This is a genomic window from Streptomyces chengmaiensis (assembly GCF_029846775.1).
GTDB classification, from domain to species: domain Bacteria; phylum Actinomycetota; class Actinomycetes; order Streptomycetales; family Streptomycetaceae; genus Streptomyces; species Streptomyces chengmaiensis.
Genome location: NZ_JARWBG010000032.1, coordinates 59,426 through 79,453 on the forward strand (window position 1 = coordinate 59,426; position 20,028 = coordinate 79,453).

The following is a 20,028-nucleotide window of genomic DNA, read 5'->3' on the forward strand; positions in this document are numbered from 1 at the left end:
TGTTAAATTGTCAAGGTGCCCAGACAACGAACCGAACGCCTCGACCGCGCCAGGGTCGCCGACACCGCGCTCCGCCTGCTCAACGACGTCGGCCTCGACGGGCTGACCCTGCGCGCCATCGCCAAGGAACTCGACGTCAAGGCCCCCGCGCTGTACTGGCACTTCAAGGACAAGCAGGCGCTCCTCGACGAAATGGCCACGGAGATGCTGCGCCGTATGACGGCCGAGGCGGCCGTCGGCCCCGCGGCGGCGGACTGGCCAGAACACCTGGCGCGGGCGATGCGGCTGCTCCGCGCCCATCTGCTGCGCTACCGGGACGGCGCGAAGGTCTACAGCGGCACCCACTTCACGGACCTGAGCTACGCGCCGCCGATGGAGGCCCATCTCCGCGTTCTGGCAGACGCGGGCTTCACCCCGGCGGGGGCGGCCCGCGCCTGGCTCACCGCGTACAGCTACACGATCGGTCACGTGATCGAGGAACAGGCCGCGGGGGAGGGGCCCGACCTTGCGGCCCGGGCGGAACGCCTGGCGGACCATCCGCTCGCCGCGGCAGCAGGGGAGGAGCTCTTCCGAGCCCACGACAGGGGCTTCGAGACGGGTCTCGACGCGGTGCTCACGGGTATCGCCCACACCATGGCCCCCCGCTAGCGGCTCCTTTCCTCACCTCGGGGAGATGTGGGGCTCCATCACATTCCCGTTGCGCCGGCGCTCCGCGCGGGCGGGGTTTCGGCGGGAGCCTCGCATACGTGTGGCCGAGCGCCCCGGGGGCGGCGCCGGGGCCGGTCGCGTGCCCGCGGGTTCGTCGCGGCCGGTCGCGCGGTTTCCCGCGCCCCCATGGGCCGCCGCGCCCGTTTCGGCCCGTGTGCCGCCATACCGGCTAGCGGTCCGGGCCACATCGGGTGACGGAGCGGCGACACGACCGGCGGCCCCGCCGACGCGGCTGACGGCGGGGCGATGGTCCCCTCATGCGCAGACTCTCCCCGTCCGTGGTCGTGGCGGCACTGCTGTTGGCGGGCGTCACCCCCGCCTCCCCGTTCGCTCCCTCTCCCGCCTCCGCCCACACCGGCTGCGCCGCCACCGACCGGGACGGCCGTGGCGAATGGCTGGTGGGCCTCGCCAGGGAGGTCAAGCGGGAGCTCGACCTCAACTCCGCGCTGTTCTGCGTCGCCATCCGCGGCGAGGAGGTCGTGACCGCGGCCCTGGGGCACTCGATGACGGGCCTGTCACCGGCCTCGTACCGGACGATGCTCGACCCCGGCGCCGTGGGCCTCGGCGGGCCGACCGACCGCTGCCCGGAGACCGTCTGCCGGGCGCAGACGGAGGAACGGCACTACGGGCTGGGCAACGTGATCCTGAACTCCTGGGTCGTGCAGAATCCCTTGTTCAACGGCTTCGCGGCGCAGCAGTCGCATCTGCCGTCGCGGGGCATCGCCATCGCCGTCGCCACGACCGTCGGTGCGGACTCCCCGACGGGGAACACGGCGTCGACCGTCGCCCGGCGACTGGCCGAGGTGCTCGCCCCGGACCAACCTCTGGGCTAGATCGGCGCGCGCCCCGGGGCCGGCGGATCTCAGCGCAGCGCCCTGCGCTTCAGACGGCGGGCCTGGCGGGCCACCCGGCGCAGGGCCGCGTGGCGGGGTACCGGGAGACCTCCCGGGAGCCCCAGCACCGTCAGCCGGCGGCGCTTGAAGTACCGCTGCGTCGAGACGTTCAGGCTGCCCGCCAGATATGTCTCCGCGGGGCCCCGCAGATCCGGCCGGATCTGCGGCTGCATCGCGTACCCCACCGCGCTCACCAGCCCCGTCACCGCTTCGTCCGCCTCCTTCACAGGGCCCGTCTCGCCCGCCTCCAGATCCGGCACCAGCGCGTCGACCAGCGTCAGCGGCACCCGGTTGCTGTTCTGATACGGCGTCAGCCGGTCCAGCAGCGGAGCAGTGCCCACCCGCGCGACGGGAATCCCGAAGAACGTGCCCGCCGTCAGCAGCCCTGTCGAGAAGCAGCCCACCACCAGCGACGGCTTGAGCCGCCGGTACAGCACCTCCGCCAGCAGCGGACGGTCGTCGACCGTCAGATCCGCGTCCAGCCGCCGGGCCTCGCGCTCCAGCGACCGGGTCCAGGACGCCGGCGCCGTCGGGTGCGGCTTAAACACGATCCGCCGATGCCCCAGCGCCACCGCGCCCCGCACCATCCGCAGGTGCAGGGCCTCTTCCTCCTCGGGAGTGAGGATGCCCAGCGCCGCCAGGTACTGCCCGAGCAGCAGCGCCGGTCCCTCGCCCTCCTCCGCGGCCGCCGGCGCCCCGTCGGACAGCTCCGCGATCGTCTTCACGAACGCCTCCGTCGGCACCAGCCGCGGCTCCGCACCGAACTCCGCCAGCAGCAGCGGCCGCAGCCCCGGCACCAGATCGAGGTGGAAGAGCCTGCGCACCCTTTCGCCCACCAGAGGGTCGATCTTGTTCCGGGTGGGGCCGTAGCTCATCAGCCCGTCCGCGTACACATCCAGCTTGGCGTCCGGGAAGAGCTGCGCGACGGCGAGCGCCGGGACCACCTGGATGGATTCCACCGCCAGTTCGACGCTGTCGTCCCCCAGGTCCCAGAGCATCCGCAGATACCGCTCCCACATCGGGATGTCGTCCTGGCGCGGCGACCAGCCCGCCGGGTGGAACGGCGCGATCGCCTCATTCCAGGACCGCACGTCGTCGAAGCGGCTGCGCAGCCGCTCGAAGCCGTCCATCCGGTCCAGTGGCGGCGCGGTCTCCGGAGTCGTCGCGTTGTTTGCGACCAGCAGCATCCGCCGGTCCGCCGGCGCGAAGCACCCGCTGTCGATCGCGGCGGCCAGCGTCGCCGCGCCGTACAGCGACGAGGCGAAGAAGATCTGCGTGGTCCGCACTGTCGTGGTCCGCACTGTCGTGGTCCGCACTGTCGTGGTCCGGGCTGCTGTGGTCCGGGGTGTCGTGGGCATCAGACCGCCGCCTCCGCAGACAGGCCGGCCGGCCGACGCCGTACGCGGCGCAGCCGCGTCGCGCGATCCAGGTCCATGGAGTCCAGCGCTTCGTTCAGCACGTCCTGCGGCATGCGCCGCAGCGCCGCCGCGCTCATCGCTCGCAATTTCCGCGCCACGGGCGCCTCGAACCTCTCAATCGAACCCAGGTGATGGGAAATGACCGCACAATACGTGCGTACCGCCTTCGGCAACAGCCGGTCCGCTTCCGGATCCTTGGCTGTCTCTTCGATCACCTGGTCGAATGCCCGGATGAAATCGAGCTGCCGGATATCGCCGATCTGGGTGAGTGAAGACGCGACCCCGCGCCGGTAGAAGATTCCCAGATGGCTGATGACGGCGAACGACTCCGCCTCGCGGTGCAGCCGCCAGATCCACGGGCGGTCCTCCGCGGTGCGCAGCCCGTGTGTGAAGTGCAGCAGCCCGCGGTCCGCCAGCCGCCGGTGGTACATCCCCGCCCAGGCGTACGGATAGTCGACGCCTGTCGACCGGTCGGCCGGAAGGATCACGTCCCGCGGGCGCAGCACCTCCCCGCGCCGCCCGACGGGCGCCCGGTTGACCGTGCGCTTCCGGCCCGTGCACTGCACATGGTCGGTGCGCACGAAGTCGCAGCCCAGCTCCTCCATGGCGGACAGCAGCCGGGCGAAGTGGCCGGGGGCCAGCCAGTCGTCGCCGTCCAGGAAGGTCAGGTACTCCCCGCTCGCCGCGTCCAGGCCGGTGTTGCGCGCGGTGGCCAGCCCGCCGTTCTGCTCGTGTCTGATCAGCCGAGCCCCCGGAACCTCGCGCTCCGCCCGCTTGAGCATCTCCGGTGTGCCATCCGTCGAACAGTCGTCGACCAGCAGGAACTCGAAGTCCTCGCGAGCGTTCGCCTGGAGGCTCTTGAGGGTGTCAGGAGCAAATGTCTGCACGTTGTAGAACGGCACGATGACCGAGAGCTTAACCACCTGCGCGAGGTTAGATCCCACTCCGGCATTCGCCCTGACCCCGGAGCGGATATCAGGTGAACGAAGAACGTCGGAACGGTTAACCTGCTTGCTTCTCGGGCGTTTTCTTTATTCGTAGGCATCCTGTTAACCCGTTGTTGCGGTCGAGTTGGGCCGTCAAACCAAATGCCTTCCTAACGTCCTCGACGTGCCAACAAGTACCAGCGAGGCGAGTACCGGCGAGGGCCTGCGGGTCGCCGTGCTCGCCGACTCCGACACCCGGTGGAAATGGGGCGCCCTGACGGCGCGCCGCATCGCCCCGCACGACGCGGACGCCGAGACCGCGGCGGATGCCCGCGCGGAAGCCGAGGGCGCTCGCGGACCGCGGGACTCCGCCCCACAGCTCGACGGCTTCCTGCTGCGCGGCCGGGCCACCCCCACCCCCCGCCAGCTCGCCGAGGTCAAAGTGGACGCGGACGCGCTCCGCGAGGTCACCGGGAACGAGTTCCTGCGCGCGGTCGAGCACGCCGCGGACACCGACCGGCGGTACGACGTCATCGTCCTCGCGCTGGTCGGCGGCGCCGTCCAGGCCGTGCTGCACGGACTCGCGGCACTGCGGCTCGCCCGCCGGCCCGTCGTCGTCACCGGCTACGTAGGCGTCGTCTACGAGAAGCTCGCCGACGGACTGCTGCTGCGCCACGGCGCGGATGTCGTCCTGGCCAACTCCCGCCACGACGCCGAGCGGTTCCGTGCCGTGTACGAGGGAGTCGGCGCCGACGCCTCCTCGGTCACCGAGGCAGCGCTGCCCTTCCTCGGCGGCGCGCCCTACGAGCGGAGCGAAGGCCGCGACACCCTCGTCTTCGCCGCCCAGCCCTCCGTGCCCGCGACCCGCGCCGACCGCACCTATCTGCTGCGCCGCCTCGTCGAGCACGCCCGCCTCCACCCCGAGCGCGAGGTTCTGCTCAAGCTGCGTTCCAAGCCCGGCGAGCACACCACCCATATCGAGGAGCTTCCGTACCAGCGGCTCGCCGGGAAGCTGCCGGGCGGGCTGCCGGCCAACTTCCGGCTCGTGTACGGGCACATGGGCGAGGTCCTGGACCGCACCGATCTGCTGGTGACCGTCTCCTCGACCGCCGCTCTGGAATCCCTCCACCGCAACATCCCCACCGCGGTCCTCACCGACCTCGGCGTCCGCGAGGCCCTCGGCAACCACCACTTCCTCGGCTCCGGGCTGCTCGCCTCCTTCGACCGGCTCGACGCCGGGCACCGGCCCGACCCGGACCCCGAATGGCTGGCCCGCCAGGGCGTCGCCGCGGACGGCTCGTACGACACGGCCTTCGACGCCGCCCGCAAGCGGGTCGCCGAACTCCTCCAGCGGCCCGAACTCCCGCCGCTCGCCCCGTATTACACCCCGGCCACCGCCCCCGGCTATCTCCCCGGACTGCTGGCCCGCCACCATCTGGCCCCCGACGGCGCGCCGCTGGCCGGAGCGGCCCCCAAGGCCGAGGCGAGCGGTGTGCGGAAGGCCGTGCGCGACGTCGTACGGGCAGCGGCCCGCGGCGCATACCGGCACGGGGTGCAGCGCGTCGCGCCCGTCATCCGCCGGATGGGCGAGCTGTGATGCGCCCTCCGCGCCCCCTTGAAGCCACACCGACCGGACCACTGGAGTCCCGATGACCGTACTCGCCGTGATCCCCGCCCGCGGTGGCTCCAAGGGCGTGCCGGCGAAGAACCTCGCGCCCGTCGCGGGTGTGCCGCTCGTGGCGCGCGCCGTGCGCGCCTGCCTCGCCGCGCCCCTCGTCACCGACGTCGTCGTCTCCACCGACGACGAAGCCATCGCGGCCGCCGCGCGCGCCGCGGGGGCCGAGGTGGTCCTGCGGCCCGCCGAGATCGCCGGGGACACCGCGACCAGCGAGTCCGCCGTGCTGCACGCCATGGACGCGCACCAGGCGATGCACGACGGCATCGCGGCGGACGTCGTCCTCCTCGTGCAGTGCACCAGCCCGTTCCTCACCCGCGACGACGTCCAGGGCGTCGCCGCCGCGGTCCTGGAGGACGGCGCGGACAGCGCGGTGACCGTGGCCCCCTTCCACGGCTTCGTCTGGCGCGACGAGACCGAGGGATCCGGCGTCGGCGTGAACCACGACGCCGCCTGCCGGCCGCGGAGGCAGGACCGGCCCCAGGACTTCCTGGAGACCGGCGCCGCCTACGCGATGAAAGGCGTGGGCTTCCGTGAGGCAGGGCACCGCTTCTTCGGCCGCACCGCCCTCGTACGCACCGACCCCGCACGGGTGCTGGAGGTCGACGACCCGCACGACCTCGCCCGCGCCCGGGCGCTCGCCCCGCTGCTGGACGCGCCCGCGCTGCCCACGCGCGACGACGTGGACGCCGTCGTCCTCGACTTCGACGGCACCCAGACCGACGACCGGGTGCTCATCGACGCCGAGGGACGCGAGTTCGTCGCCGTCCACCGCGGTGACGGCCTGGGCGTCGCCCATCTGCGCGGCGCCGGCCTCGAACTGCTGATCCTGTCCACCGAGCAGAACCCCGTCGTCGCCGCCCGCGCCCGCAAACTCCGCATTCCCGTGCTGCACGGCGTGGACCGCAAGGACATCGCCCTCAAGCAGTGGTGCGACCAGACCGGCATCGCGCCCGAGCGGGTGCTGTACGCCGGCAACGACGTCAACGACCTCCCGTGCTTCAACCTCGTCGGCTGGCCCGTGGCCGTCGCCAGCGCGCACGCATCCGTACGGGCCGCGGCGCGCGCCGTCACCGCCACACCCGGCGGCGAGGGCGCGATCCGCGAGATCGCCTCCTGGCTCCTCGGCCCGACCCTCAACACCCCTGACACCCCTCACACCCCTGACACACCCGACACCCCTGGTGCCTCTGGCGCCCCTGGCACACCCACTGCCGACACCCGTAAGTCCCCTGCCACTTCCGAGAAGTAAGGAACAACCCCCCGATGAGCACGACGCGACTGCGCACCCTCGGCGCCAAGACCGCCGGCCCCGGCCACCCCGTGTACGTCACCGGTGAGATCGGCATCAACCACAACGGCGACCTCGACAACGCCTTCAAGCTGATCGACGCGGCCGCCGAGGCCGGCTGCGACGCGGTCAAGTTCCAGAAGCGCACCCCCGAGATCTGCACCCCGCGCGACCAGTGGGACATCGAGCGCGACACCCCCTGGGGCCGGATGACGTACATCGACTACCGCCACCGCGTCGAGTTCGGCGAGGACGACTACCGCCGGATCGACGAGCACTGCAGGAAGCGGGGCATCGACTGGTTCGCCTCCCCGTGGGACACCGAGGCCGTCGCGTTCCTGGAGAAGTTCGACGTCCCCGCCCACAAGGTGGCCTCCGCGTCGCTGACCGACGACGAGCTGCTGCGCGAACTGCGCGCCACCGGCAAGACGGTCATCCTGTCCACCGGCATGTCGACGCCGAAGCAGATCCGCCACGCCGTCGAGGTGCTCGGCAGCGACAACATCCTGCTCTGCCACGCCACCTCCACGTACCCGGCCAAGGCCGAGGAGCTCAACCTGCGCGTGATCAACACGCTGATGCAGGAGTACCCGAACGTGCCGATCGGCTACTCCGGCCACGAGACCGGTCTGCAGACCAGCCTCGCCGCCGTCGCGCTGGGCGCCGCGTTCGTCGAGCGCCACATCACCCTCGACCGTGCGATGTGGGGCTCCGACCAGGCTGCCTCCGTCGAGCCGCAGGGTCTGTCGCGGCTCGTGCGCGACATCCGCACCATCGAGAGCGCGCTCGGCGACGGCGTGAAGAAGGTCTACGAGAGCGAGCTCGCGCCGATGAAGAAGCTCCGCCGCGTCGCGGGCGTCGTCGCCGAGGCGGAGGCCGAGACCACGCCGGCGACGGCCTGAGCCCGGCCCGTCGCCCGGTCCGTCCGATGTCGTCCGCCATGTGCCGGGAGTGCGCGGGTCGGTGGCCGGTGGGTCTGGTTCCGGCCGTCCGGTTCGCCTGGGTCCGTCGCATGGTCCGGCCGACGTCGTCGGCCGTGTGCCGGACGTGTTCGGGGCGCTGGCCGGTCCGCCCGGTACCGGATGTCCGTCCGCCTCATCCGGGCCCGCGGTCGGTCCCTCCGACGCCGGTCGTCCGCCGGACGAGAGCACACCAGCGCAGCCCCTCCCGGGGGACCACCCCGGATCCGGACCCCGCAGGCCCCGTCCGCCGTGCCAGACCCGGTCTCCGCGGCGGGGCCGACGGTCCGGCCCGACCAGCAACCCGAGGTGAATGCCGGTGAACCTCGCCTTCGTCGAGAGCCCCGTCCAACTGCTGAACGTCCTGGAGTGGGCCCACGCCGCCCCTGAGGAGTCGCTGCCGGGCGTACCCGCCCAGCCCGCGGTCCGTACCGGCCCGAGCCGGGCCGCCGAGCTGACGGTGGTCGTGCTGTCGCCCACCGACCCCATGTCGCGGGGGCAACTGCGCCGGATGGCGGAGCTGGCCCGCGATGAGGGGATCACGGTCCGCTGGCAGGAGGCCCGCGGCGGCGTCGGCGCGCTGCTGCGGACGGTGCGCGAGCTGGTGCCGCTGATGCGGCGCGGCGAGCGTGTCGTCATCGGGGACCCGTTCTCCCGCTATGTGCAGATGCTGCTGACGCTGGTCGGCCGCAAGGACCTGACCGTCGTGGACGACGGCACGGCGACGATGGAGTTCGTCGCCCAGGTCGCACGGGGAGAGCGGCTGGTGCGCTGGCACCGGCGCGGCGGCCGCCGGGGGCCGCGTGAGCTGGTGCTCGCGCCGGTGACCTTCCTGGCCCGCCGCCGGCTCAGCCCCGCCCCGAACCGCTCGATCGAGGTCTTCACCTCGATGCCCGTGGAACCTCGGCCCGGACTGACGGTCACGCCCAACGACTTCGCCTGGACCCGGTTCCGCTACGGCCCGCCGAGGCTCACCCGCGGCGCGGACATCGTCGGCACGTCGCTGGTGGAGACCGGAGTGGTGGACCTGGAGCAGTATCTGGAGGCCGTACGGGCGCTGGCCCGCGCCCACGGGGCCACCCGCTACTTCGCCCACCGCCGCGAGAGCTCGGACAAGCTGCACCGGCTTGCCACGGAGACGGGTCTGGAGGTCGTGCGCCCCGATCTCCCGCTGGAGCTGATCGCCCGGCGCGGCCCGATCGGCGGCACCGTCCTCAGCTTCCCCTCGACGGTGGTGCACACACTGCCGCTGGCCCTCGCGGGCACCGGCATCAAGGTGGCGGTCTGCGACATCGCACCGGAGTGGCTCAAGGAGAACGCGAGCCCGCGGGCGCAAGGTTTTCTGGCCGGTGTGACGGGGACTGCGCGCGATGTGCAGCACCTGCCCTCACCGGTCGCGTGAGTTTACCCACTCCAATCCTTGAGCATGCCTGCTAGGGGCGTTTTTCTTTCCCCTATGAGGCTGAAGTTTTGTTGATCGTACGTTAGTTGGCCCCTCGAAGGGCCTACGCTTCACTGGGTGAACCAGTTGATGTCCCTCGAGTCCCAAGAAGCCGGGCTGCCGCCCGGACAAGCCGCCCTCCCCGGCACGCTGCCCGAGTCCCTGCGCGTCGAACTGATCGCGTTCCGCCGGGACTTGCATATGCACCCGGAACTCGGCAACCAGGAGTTCCGCACCACCGCCGCGATCAAGGCACGCCTGGAGCAGGCGGGCCTGAAGCCGCGTGTGCTCCCGGCGGGGACCGGACTCATCTGCGACATCGGCGACCCCGACCCCGCGGGCCCGCCCATGCTGGCGATCCGCGCCGACATCGACGCGCTGCCCATCCCCGACACCAAGACCGGCGTCCCCTACCGCTCCACCGTGCCCGACCGGGCCCACGCCTGCGGCCACGACGTGCACACCACGGTGGCCCTGGGCGCCGGGCTCGTCCTCGCCGACCTCAACCGGCAGGGGCTGCTGCCACAGCCGGTGCGGCTGCTGTTCCAGCCGGCCGAAGAGGTGCTGCCGGGCGGCGCGGCCGACGCCGTGGCTGCCGGGGCGCTGGACGGCGTCGGCCGGATCGTCGCGGTGCACTGCGACCCCAAGGTCGACGCCGGGATGATCGGTCTGCGCACCGGGCCCATCACCTCCGCCTGCGACCGCCTGGAGGTCTCGCTCGACGGACCCGGCGGCCACACCGCCCGCCCGCATCTGACCACCGACCTGGTCACCGCCGCGGCCAAGATCGTCACGGAGGTCCCCGCGCTGCTCTCCCGCCGTGTCGACACCCGCTCCGGCCTCGCCCTGACCTGGGGCCGCATCGAGGCGGGGCACGCCCCCAACGTGATCCCGCAGCACGCCGAGCTCTCCGGCACCGTCCGCTGCCTCGACCTGGCGGGCTGGCGCTCCGCGCCGGACCTCGTCCACTCGGCGATCGACGAGATCGCCGCGCTGCACCGCGCCAAGTCGCAGATCAACTACGTCCGGGGGGTGCCGCCGGTGATCAACGACGCGGCGATCACCGAACTGCTGCGCGACGCCCAGACCGCCCGCCGCGGGGTGTACGCGGTCGAGGACACCGAACAGAGCCTCGGCGGTGAGGACTTCTCCTGGTACCTGGAGCATGTCCCGGGCGCCATGGCCCGCCTCGGGGTCCGCACCCCGGGCGACCCGGTGGGGCGCGATCTTCACCGTGGGGACTTCGACGTTGACGAGAAGGCCATCGAGGTCGGCGTCGAACTCTTCACGGCGACGGCGCTGCTTCCCACGCCGCCTGCCTGAGCGCTCCGCGGGGAGTGCGGTGGTCGGCCGCGTCGAGCGGGTGCGGGTCCGCCGTGGGGCCGTCGCGCCCGCGCGCCGGAAGCCGCACATCGATACAGCCCCGCGTCCCCCTTCGGGGCGTTGCCGGACCGCGCCGGAAACGGCCGAAGGCCGTACGGCGGGTCTGGGCGAAGGCCCGCTACGGAAGGCGAAGCCCCGCTACGGAAGGCGAAGCTTCCGCTGAGGAAGGCGGAGGCCGTGCCGCTGGGCGCAGGTGAGGGAGCGGCGCCGCCCCTGCGGATCTTGGGCCCCGGCAAACCACAACCAAGGCAGTAACCTGGCTGAAAAGGAATGCTCGGCAGGCCCTTCCCGGCCTGGCCGGGACCGTCGTTTCTATACATACAGCAGTACGACGGCTACGCTACGCGCGCCTCGACGCCGCTTCGCGACGATCCGATAACGACTGATGAACGCGACTTTAACCGGCATCTACGCGCGTTACGATCGCCGCAAAACCAGCGCCGGAAGAGGCGCTTTCGGTCAGGTTGAAGGAGCCTCCCAGTGCGCCGGATCACCAGGTTCGCCACCGTGGGCATCGCGTCCGCGGCCCTCGCACTCTCCGCCACCGCGTGTGGCAAGACCTCGTCGGACGCCGCCTCCGACTCGGGTGACGTCAAAGCGGCTATCGCCTATGACATCGGCGGCCGCGGCGACCAGTCGTTCAACGACGCCGCCTACGCCGGCCTGTCGAAGGCCGAGAAGGAACTCGACGTCAAGGGCACGGAGGCCGAGCCCTCCGACGGTGAGGCAGACGCCGACAAGGTGCAGCGCCTCACCTCGCTGGCCCGCGCCGGGAACAACCCGGTGATCGGCGTCGGCTTCGCCTACGCGCCGGCCATCGAGAAGGTCGCGCCGAAGTTCCCGGACACCACGTTCGGCCTCATCGACGACTCCTCCGTCCAGGGCGAGAACATCGCCAACCTCGTGTTCAACGAGGAGGAGGGCTCCTACCTCGCCGGCGTCGCCGCCGCCAAGGTCTCCAAGTCCAAGACCGTCGGCTTCATCGGCGGCGTCGAGACCCCGCTGATCAAGAAGTTCCAGGCGGGCTTCGAGCAGGGCGTCAAGGACACCGACTCGTCCGTCAAGGTCCTCTCGCAGTACCTGACCCAGCCGCCGAACTTCGACGGCTTCGTCAAGCCGGACCTCGGCAAGGCCGCCGCCCAGGGGCAGCTCGACAAGGGCGCCGACGTGATCTACGCGGCCGCCGGTCTGGCCGGCTCCGGTGCGATCGAGGCAGCCTCCAAGGCCGACAAGTGGGCCATCGGCGTCGACTCGGACCAGTACAACCAGAAGGGTCTGGCCGCCTACAAGGACAACATCCTGACCTCGGTCACCAAGGATGTCTCCGGCGCGGTCTTCAACCTGATCAAGTCGGTCAAGGACGGCGACCCGCAGTCCAGCGAGATCCGCTACGGCCTGGACAAGAACGGCGTCGGCCTGGCCGAGTCCAACCCGGCGTACACCAAGATGACCGAGGTCACCGAGGCTGTCGCCGCGGCGAAGAAGAACATCATCGACGGCAAGATCGTCGTCAAGACCACCCCGTAACCCCGGGCGGGTCACCCCGCCGGTGCACGTCATCCGCACCGGCAGCGCATCGGGCCCGTGGCGGCGACGACTTCCGTCGCCGCCATGGGCGTGGGGCCCGGCACAGGAAAAGTCGGCTACCCTCCCTGCGGCGGCACCTCGAAACCCTCGCCTCGTCCATCTCGACAGAGGCGCGGGGCAGTTGGGGCGTCCGCTTGATTTTTCGGCAGTGCTACGCGTGTAGACAGCCCTCCGGCGCGATAACTTCACCCCCGCCCTGCCCCCTTTGCCCCCGCTCCTTCCGGCCAAGGAGAGTGCGTCATCAACGCGTCCAGCAGTCCCCCTGCCGTAGAACTCCACGGCATCACCAAGCGATTCCCCGGCGTCGTCGCCAACCACGACATCGACATCACGGTGCACCGCGGCACCGTCCACGCCCTGGTGGGCGAGAACGGCGCGGGCAAGTCCACCCTGATGAAGATCCTCTACGGCATGCAGAAGCCGGACGAGGGCACCATCACCGTGGACGGCGCCCGGGTCTCCTTCAACAGCCCCGGCGACGCCATCGACCGCGGCATCGGCATGGTGCACCAGCACTTCATGCTCGCCGACAACCTCACCGTCCTGGAGAACGTTGTTCTCGGCAGTGAGAAGCTCCACGGCATCGGCTCTGCGGCCCGCAGGAAGATCCGCCAGATCTCGCAGCAGTACGGCCTCGGCATCCGCCCCGACGCTCTCGTCGAGGAGCTCGGCGTCGCCGACCGCCAGCGAGTGGAGATCCTCAAGGTCCTCTACCGCGGCGCACGCATCCTCATCCTCGACGAGCCCACCGCCGTGCTGGTGCCGCAGGAGGTCGACGCCCTCTTCGCCAACCTCCGCGAGCTGAAGGCCGAGGGCCTGACCGTCATCTTCATCTCCCACAAGCTGGGCGAGGTGCTGTCGGTCGCCGACGAGATCACCGTAATCCGCCGCGGCACGACGGTCGGCACCGCCGACCCGGCGAGCACCACGCCCCGCCAGCTCGCCGAGCTGATGGTGGGCGCCGAGCTGCCCACGCCGGAGACGCGCGAGTCGACCGTCACGGACGTCCCGATGCTCCAGGTCCAGGGCCTGTCCCTCGCCGAGAGCCGCCAGGTCACGGTGCCGGAGACCTCCGAGCCGCAGCTGCCGACCAGCGACACCCTGGAGGAGCCGGGCGTGCCGGTCGGCCGGATGCTGCTGGACGGGATCTCCATCACCATCCACAAGGGCGAGATCCTCGGCATCGCGGGCGTCGAGGGCAACGGCCAGACCGAGCTGATCGAGACCCTGATGGGCATGCGCGACCCCGACACGGGCGCGATCACGCTCGACGGCGTGGACATCACCCACGCCCACACCCGCAAGCGCCGTGAGGACGGCATCGGCTACATCCCGGAGGACCGGCACCGGCACGGCCTGCTGCTGGAGTCCCCGCTGTGGGAGAACCGCATCCTCGGCCATGTCACCGAGCCGCCCAACAGCCGCCGCGGTCTCCTCGACCCCAAGGCCGCACGCAGGGACACGCTGCGGATCGTGCGCGAGTACGACGTGCGCACCCCCGGCATCGACGTCACCGCGGCCTCCCTCTCCGGCGGCAACCAGCAGAAGCTGATCGTCGGCCGCGAGATGAGCCACCACCCCAAGCTGCTCATCGCCGCCCACCCCACCCGCGGCGTGGACGTCGGAGCACAGGCCCAGATCTGGGACCAGATCCGCGAGGCCCGCCGCGAGGGGCTCGCGGTCCTGCTGATCTCGGCTGACCTGGACGAGCTGATCGGGCTCTCCGACACCCTGCGCGTCATGTACCGCGGACGGCTCGTCGCCGACGCCGACCCCGCGACCATCACTCCCGAGGAACTGGGCTCGGCCATGACCGGCGCCGCCACCGGTCACCTCGAGCACCCCCAGCACCCCGAAGACGGTGAGGCCCGATGAGGAAATTCGACAAGGACCGGCTGCTCCTCGGGCTGGCCGGCCCGGTGCTGGCGCTGGCCGTCGCCTTTGTGCTCACCTCCGTGGTGCTGCTGGCGTCGGACCGCGACCCCATCGAGCCGTTCCGGCTGATGTTCGATGCGGCGTCGTTCTCCGACGTCCAGGTGCTGATCATCAATCAGACCGGCACGTACTATCTGGCGGCCCTCGCCGTCGCCGTCGGCTTCCGGATGAACCTCTTCAACATCGGCGTCGACGGCCAGTACCGGCTCGCGGCGATGGTGGCGGCGCTCATCGGCGCGGCCGTGGAGCTCCCCGGGCCGCTGCACATCGCGCTGATCGTGATCGTCGCCATGCTCGTCGGCGCGTTCTGGGCCGGCATCGCGGGCATCCTGAAGACCACCCGCGGAGTGAGCGAGGTCGTCTCCACGATCATGCTCAACGCCATCGCGACCAGCCTGATCGCCTGGCTGATCCTGCCGTCCAACTTCGGCGAGCAGCCCCCCGGCTCCAATGACCTGACGACCGGAGAGATCCCCGAGTCCGGCTGGTTCCCGGCCCTGGAGGTCACCGGCGGCGAGATCTACGGCTTCACCTTCGTGGCCTTCGCGCTGGGCTTCGTCTACTGGTTCGTCCTCAACCGCACCCGCTTCGGCTTCGACCTGCGCGCCACCGGGGCCAGCTCGACCGCGGCCCAGGCCTCCGGTGTGGACGCCAAGAAGATGGTCCTGACCGCGATGCTGATCTCGGGCGCGGTCGCCGGACTCGCCGGCATGCCCACGCTGCTGGGCGACACGCACACCTACAGCTTCAACTTCCCCGTCGGAGTCGGCTTCACCGGCATCACCATCGCCCTGCTCGGCCGCAACAGCCCGGTCGGGATCTTCTTCGCCGCCCTGCTGGTCTCCTTCCTGGACAAGACGTCCGCGGATCTCGACCAGCACGGCTATGAGAAGGAGATCGCCACGATCATGCAGGGTCTGATCGTGATCGCGGTCGTCGTGTCCTACGAACTCGTCCGCCAGTACGGGCTGCGCCGCCAGCAGCGGAAGGTGGGCGAAGAGCTCGCCGCCGGGCACGCCCTCAAGACCGCGAAGGAGGCCGCCAAGTGAGCACGAGCAACGCCTCGGCCGCGAGCGCCGCGCCCAAGGCCCCCAGGAACGGCGGCCGCCGACCCAAGCTGACCCTGCCCGTCATCCTGCTGATCATCGCGGGCGGACTGGCCCTGTTCTCGCTGGTCCGCGTGGTCAGCGGGGCCAATGACCTGACCTCCGTCGGACAGGTCTCCGGCGCCCTCCAGCTCGCCGTGCCGATCGGCCTCGCCGGCCTCGGCGGTCTGTGGGCGGAGCGCGCGGGTGTGATCAACATCGGCCTCGAGGGCATGATGATCCTCGGCACCTGGTTCGGCGCCTGGGCCGGCTTCCAGTGGGGTCCCTGGGTCGGCGTGCTGATGGGCATCGCCGGCGGCGCGCTCGGCGGACTGCTGCACGCGGTCATCACCATCACGTTCAACGTCAACCACATCGTCTCCGGTGTGGCGGTCAACATCCTCGCCCTCGGCGCCACCCGCTACCTCTCGAACTTCACCTTCGCCGAGGAGCCGGGCGGCTCGTCCAAGCAGTCCCCGCGCATCGACGCGATCGACCGGATCACCATCCCTGGGTTGTCGGACTGGCTGGCGGACCTCCAGGACAAACACTGGTTCTTCGTCTCGGACCTCGCGGGCGTGCTCGGCGGACTGGTCACCAATCTGTCGCTGCTCACCGTCGTCGCCCTGCTGCTGATCCCGGTCACCTACTGGGCCCTGTGGCACACCGGCTTCGGTCTGCGGCTGCGCTCCTGCGGTGAGAACCCCGTCGCCGCCGAGTCCCTCGGCGTCAACGTCTACAAGTACAAGTACATCGCCGTGGTCATCTCCGGCGGCCTGGCCGGCCTCGGCGGCGCGTTCCTCGCGATCGTCTCCACCGGGATCTACCAGGAGGGCCAGACCGGCGGCCGCGGTTACATCGGTCTCGCTGCGATGATCTTCGGCAACTGGATGCCGGGCGGCATGGCGCTCGGCGCGGGCCTCTTCGGCTTCACCGACAGCCTCAAGCTGCGCGGCGGCGCGGAGAACGTCCACGCCATGCTGCTGCTCATCGCCATCCTGCTGGTGGTCGCGGCCGCATGGCAGCTGTACAGGAAGAAGTACCTGCCCGCACTGATCTCCGCCGCGGCGGCGGGCGGTCTGTTCACCTGGTACGCGCTGACCGACGAGGTGCCGAGCCAGTTCGTGGACGCCGCGCCGTACGTCACCACGCTGCTGGTGCTCGCCCTGTCCGCGCAGCGGCTGCGGATGCCCAAGGCGAACGGCATGCTCTACCGGAAGGGCCAGGGCAAGTGACGAAGGACGTCGACTGGGGGGTCCTGCGGGGGCAGGCGCGTGAGGCGATGTCCCGTGCGTACGCGCCCTACTCGGGCTTCCGGGTCGGCGTGGCCGCGCTCGTCGACGACGGCCGGACGGTGACCGGCTGCAATGTCGAGAACGCCTCGTACGGGCTGAGCCTGTGCGCCGAATGCGGCCTCGTCTCCCAGCTCCAGGCCACCGGCGGCGGCCGGCTCACCCACTTCACCTGTGTGGACGGCACCGGCGGTCTGCTGGTGCCGTGCGGCCGGTGCCGGCAGCTGCTGTACGAGTTCGGGGGCCCCGAACTGCTGGTGGACACTCCGGCGGGGGTGCTGCCGCTCAAGGAGATGCTGCCGCAGGCGTTCGGCCCGGCTCATCTCGCCTGACGACGCGGGAGTCACGGCATGGCCGTGACTCCCGCGACTCTTCTTTCTCTATGCGCGTAGAGTCATCTCTGCCCGCCACCACCGCAGTTGGAAGGAAGCCAGCCATGGCCATGGACGCCATTTCCGTCATCCGCACAAAGCGGGACAAGGGCGAGCTGAGTCCCGAGCAGATCGACTGGGTCATCGACGCGTACACGCGCGGTGAGGTCGCCGACGAGCAGATGTCCGCGCTGGCCATGGCCATCCTGCTGAACGGCATGAACCGCACGGAGATCGCCCGCTGGACCGCGGCGATGATCGCCTCCGGCGAGCGGATGAACTTCGACTCGCTGTCCCGCCCCACCGCGGACAAGCACTCCACCGGCGGCGTCGGCGACAAGATCACTCTGCCGCTCGCTCCGCTGGTCGCCGCGTGCGGGGCGGCCGTGCCGCAGCTCAGCGGTCGGGGCCTCGGCCACACCGGCGGCACCCTCGACAAGCTGGAGTCCATCCCCGGCTGGCGGGCGCTGCTGTCCAACGAGGAGATGCTCTCCGTCCTGGACTCCACCGGCGCGGTGATCTGCGCGGCTGGAGACGGGCTCGCCCCCGCGGACAAGAAGCTGTACGCCCTGCGGGACGTCACCGCCACGGTCGAGGCGATCCCGCTCATCGCCTCCTCCATCATGTCGAAGAAGATCGCCGAGGGGACGGGCTCGCTCGTCCTCGACGTCAAGGTCGGCACCGGCGCGTTCATGAAGACGGTTCAGGACGCCCGGGAACTGGCCTCCACCATGGTGGCGCTGGGCACCGACAGCGGGGTCCGCACCGTAGCGCTGCTCACCGACATGTCCACGCCGCTCGGGCTGACCGCGGGCAACGCGCTCGAGGTCCGCGAGTCGGTGGAGGTCCTCGCGGGCGGCGGCCCCGCGGACGTCGTCGAGCTGACCCTGGCGCTGGCCCGCGAGATGCTCGACGCGGCCGGGCTCAAGGACGCCGACCCGGCGAAGGCCCTGGCCGACGGCTCGGCCATGGACGCCTGGCGCCGCATGATCGCGGCCCAGGGCGGCGACCCGGACGCGGCGCTCCCCGTCGCCCGCGAGCAGCACGTGGTGACGGCTCCCTCCTCCGGCGTCCTCACCCGCCTCGACGCATACGACGTCGGCCTCGCCGCCTGGCGCCTGGGCGCGGGCCGCGCCCGCAAGGAGGACCCGGTACAGGCGGGCGCGGGCGTCGAACTCCACGCCAAGCCGGGCGACACGGTGACGGCGGGTCAGCCGCTGCTGACGCTGCACACGGACACGCCGGAGAAGTTCGACTACGCGCGTGAGGCGCTGGCGTCGGCGTATGACATCGCCCCCGCGGGCACGGAGTTCCACCCCACGCCGGTGGTCCTCGACCGCATCGCCTGACGGCCCCGGCCCCGGGGACCGCGACCCCGGGGCCCGGGCCTTCGCCCCACACCCCGGGCGGGAGCGAGGGCTTGACCGGTCGAGTCGGACCGATCTAGCCTGTCCGGCTCCGGTGACGGGAGCCGTCGACGCGCCCGGCCGGGGCCGAGGAACGGCAGTCCGCCGGAGCGCGCCCACCAGGCCCCGGCGGCCCACCTCTCACGCGGCCACCCCGGTGTCACCTCGCCGTGGCGACTGCTCCGTGTCCTCGACGACTGAGAAGCGGCATGGAGACAGGAGGACGATGAGAGACGAAAGCCCGGCCACGGGGGACGACAGAAGCTCCGAGAAGTTCGCGCAGGATGTGCTGGCGGCGGCCCGGGCACTGGGCTACAGCCCCGAGGCCGTCGCCCGCCGCGTCCGCTTCGCGTGGTTCATGGTGCTCGTGGCCGTCTGCCTGACCGCATTCGCCGTCGGCGTGTTCATCTTCTAGCCGTGCAGCCGGGGGCAGGCGGCGGCCGTCGCAGCTCTCAGCCGTCGGCGGCCTCTTCGCCGCGTGTGAAGGTGAAGGTGACGGCCGGTGGGTTGTGGTCCGACAGCGGCTTCCCCGTGGAGTCGAGGAACTTCGCGTACTCGTTGCCGTAGTGGACCGCGTCGATTGTCAGCCCCGGGCCGCTGCGATAGAGGACCTTGTCGAGCAGCTCGCATTCGGCGGACTCCTTGCATGTGGGCGCGGACTCGTCGACTTCGGGCGTCGTGCCGCCCTTCACCAGCTGGACCCAGGCGTCGGTGAGTCCGTTGTCGTCGCGCAACTCGCGGATGATGTCGCCGGGTCTGGTGTAGCGGCTGTTGGTGTCCCCGGTCACGATGACCGCCCGGTCGGCGGAGTGTTTCTTGATGTAGTCGGACAACTGGCGGATGTTGTCCCGGCGGACGCGCAGCTTCTTCTCGGTGCCCGAGCCGGCGTTCATATGCGCGTTGTAGAGATCGAGGGACGTTCCACCGGGCAGTTCGAGTCTGAGGTAGGTGAAGCCCTTCGGGGTCAGACAGTCGTAGCCGGCGCACCGGTCCCACGTCACCCGGTCGAGCTTTCGCAGCTTGAAGTCGGAGAGGGTGTTGAGCCCGTCCGAGAAGGGCACGCCCGGCACCGGCACCCACTCGGGGACGGACGGCGCTGTCCGGTACGGGTGCTCGTCATGCTTGATCAGGTCGGCGTGGTAGGCGAAGTCCTCCTGGACGTTCACGATGTCGTAGGAGTTGATCCGCTGGGAGATGACCTTGGTGTTCTTCGCGGGCTTGCTTCCCGAGAGCGGCTCGGGAAGCCCGGCGACGTTGTAGGTCAGCACGGTGAAGGAGCCGACCGCGGATCCGGTCGGGGAACCTGCCGCGTATGCGGCGGGGGGCACGGCCGCGGTCGCGGCGACCACCGACAGGCTCACGGCGAGGATGCCGAGCCTGGTCCTCTCACCGGCTGCGGACATATGGCGGCCCTTCTCTCGTGGAGGCTGGGGAACACACAGGCGTACGACGCCGTCGAGCTGACGGTTTGTCATGGACGCATCCTCGCTGTCGCGGGCGGCCGGCACAACCGTGCCGTCGAAGACGACGGCACGGTCGCGGTCGCCCCGCCGCGCCTCCGCCGCGCCCTCGCCGCGCTCGCATCGTGCCCTCGCCGTGCCCCCGCCGTGCCCCCGGCGCGCCCGCCCGCGCCGGCCTCGCTTCGTCTGGCCGCGCCG

At 71.0% G+C, this 20,028-nt stretch carries 17 protein-coding genes; 14 read left to right on the forward strand and 3 right to left on the reverse strand.

Translation table 11 applies throughout. The features are described 5' to 3' along the window. Nucleotides 1–15: 15 nt before the first annotated feature. The gene (locus tag QCN29_RS24300) at nt 16–648 is read left to right on the forward strand and encodes a TetR/AcrR family transcriptional regulator C-terminal domain-containing protein (RefSeq protein WP_279930772.1); all 633 of its coding nucleotides are present in this window, start codon (nt 16–18) and stop codon (nt 646–648) included. A gap of 317 nt (nt 649–965) precedes the next feature. Continuing rightward, nucleotides 966–1,541 (forward strand): hypothetical protein, encoded by a 576-nt coding sequence (locus QCN29_RS24305; RefSeq protein WP_279930773.1) that lies wholly within the window; start codon nt 966–968, stop codon nt 1,539–1,541. Between the two features lie 29 nt (nt 1,542–1,570). Here the strand turns inward: QCN29_RS24305 and QCN29_RS24310 are convergent, their stop codons facing one another. Together QCN29_RS24310 and QCN29_RS24315 are read right to left on the reverse strand one after the other, a co-directional pair. Next, nucleotides 1,571–2,959: an alpha-2,8-polysialyltransferase family protein gene (locus QCN29_RS24310; protein WP_398859844.1), complete on the reverse strand. Its 1,389-nt coding sequence runs from the start codon at nt 2,957–2,959 to the stop codon at nt 1,571–1,573. Next, complete coding sequence (locus QCN29_RS24315) at nt 2,959–3,942, reverse strand: glycosyltransferase family 2 protein (protein ID WP_279930776.1); 984 nt, start codon at nt 3,940–3,942, stop codon at nt 2,959–2,961. Before QCN29_RS24315 ends, QCN29_RS24310 begins: the two co-directional genes overlap by 1 nt. Nucleotides 3,943–4,129: 187 nt before the next feature. On the opposite strand from QCN29_RS24315, the gene QCN29_RS24320 reads away from it, so the two are divergent. From QCN29_RS24320 to QCN29_RS24375, 12 genes are all read left to right on the forward strand, one after another. After that, nucleotides 4,130–5,542 carry a DUF6716 putative glycosyltransferase gene (locus QCN29_RS24320; RefSeq protein WP_279930777.1) on the forward strand — a complete coding sequence of 471 codons (1,413 nt, stop codon included), beginning with the start codon at nt 4,130–4,132 and terminating at the stop codon, nt 5,540–5,542. Between the two features lie 52 nt (nt 5,543–5,594). Then, on the forward strand, nt 5,595–6,872 hold the full coding sequence (locus QCN29_RS24325) for an acylneuraminate cytidylyltransferase (protein WP_279930779.1): 1,278 nt from the start codon (nt 5,595–5,597) through the stop codon (nt 6,870–6,872). A 14-nt stretch (nt 6,873–6,886) separates the two neighbouring features. Next, the gene (locus QCN29_RS24330; protein WP_279930780.1) at nt 6,887–7,813 is read left to right on the forward strand and encodes an N-acetylneuraminate synthase family protein; all 927 of its coding nucleotides are present in this window, start codon (nt 6,887–6,889) and stop codon (nt 7,811–7,813) included. A gap of 370 nt (nt 7,814–8,183) precedes the next feature. Then, entirely contained in the window at nt 8,184–9,272 is a 1,089-nt protein-coding gene (locus QCN29_RS24335) for a P-loop NTPase family protein (RefSeq protein WP_279930781.1), read from the forward strand. A 129-nt stretch (nt 9,273–9,401) separates the two neighbouring features. Beyond that, nucleotides 9,402–10,634: an amidohydrolase gene (locus QCN29_RS24340; RefSeq protein ID WP_279930792.1), complete on the forward strand. Its 1,233-nt coding sequence runs from the start codon at nt 9,402–9,404 to the stop codon at nt 10,632–10,634. 540 nt (nt 10,635–11,174) lie between these two features. After that, entirely contained in the window at nt 11,175–12,221 is a 1,047-nt protein-coding gene (locus QCN29_RS24345; RefSeq protein ID WP_279930782.1) for a BMP family lipoprotein, read from the forward strand. A gap of 300 nt (nt 12,222–12,521) precedes the next feature. Next, on the forward strand, nt 12,522–14,156 hold the full coding sequence (locus QCN29_RS24350) for an ABC transporter ATP-binding protein (protein ID WP_279930794.1): 1,635 nt from the start codon (nt 12,522–12,524) through the stop codon (nt 14,154–14,156). After that, the gene (locus tag QCN29_RS24355) at nt 14,153–15,265 is read left to right on the forward strand and encodes an ABC transporter permease (RefSeq protein ID WP_279930783.1); all 1,113 of its coding nucleotides are present in this window, start codon (nt 14,153–14,155) and stop codon (nt 15,263–15,265) included. Before QCN29_RS24350 ends, QCN29_RS24355 begins: the two co-directional genes overlap by 4 nt. After that, entirely contained in the window at nt 15,262–16,536 is a 1,275-nt protein-coding gene (locus QCN29_RS24360) for an ABC transporter permease (protein ID WP_279930784.1), read from the forward strand. The genes QCN29_RS24355 and QCN29_RS24360 overlap by 4 nt, the downstream gene beginning before the upstream one ends. Continuing rightward, nucleotides 16,533–16,925 (forward strand): cytidine deaminase, encoded by a 393-nt coding sequence (locus QCN29_RS24365; protein WP_279930785.1) that lies wholly within the window; start codon nt 16,533–16,535, stop codon nt 16,923–16,925. The genes QCN29_RS24360 and QCN29_RS24365 overlap by 4 nt, the downstream gene beginning before the upstream one ends. Nucleotides 16,926–17,035: 110 nt before the next feature. Then, nucleotides 17,036–18,313: a thymidine phosphorylase gene (locus QCN29_RS24370; protein ID WP_279930795.1), complete on the forward strand. Its 1,278-nt coding sequence runs from the start codon at nt 17,036–17,038 to the stop codon at nt 18,311–18,313. Nucleotides 18,314–18,596: 283 nt separating this feature from the next. Continuing rightward, complete coding sequence (locus tag QCN29_RS24375; protein WP_279930787.1) at nt 18,597–18,785, forward strand: helix-turn-helix domain-containing protein; 189 nt, start codon at nt 18,597–18,599, stop codon at nt 18,783–18,785. A gap of 37 nt (nt 18,786–18,822) precedes the next feature. Here QCN29_RS24375 and QCN29_RS24380 read toward each other — a convergent pair. Next, nucleotides 18,823–20,028 (reverse strand): endonuclease/exonuclease/phosphatase family protein (locus QCN29_RS24380; protein ID WP_279930789.1); only part of this gene is annotated, 1,206 nt, incomplete at its 5' end.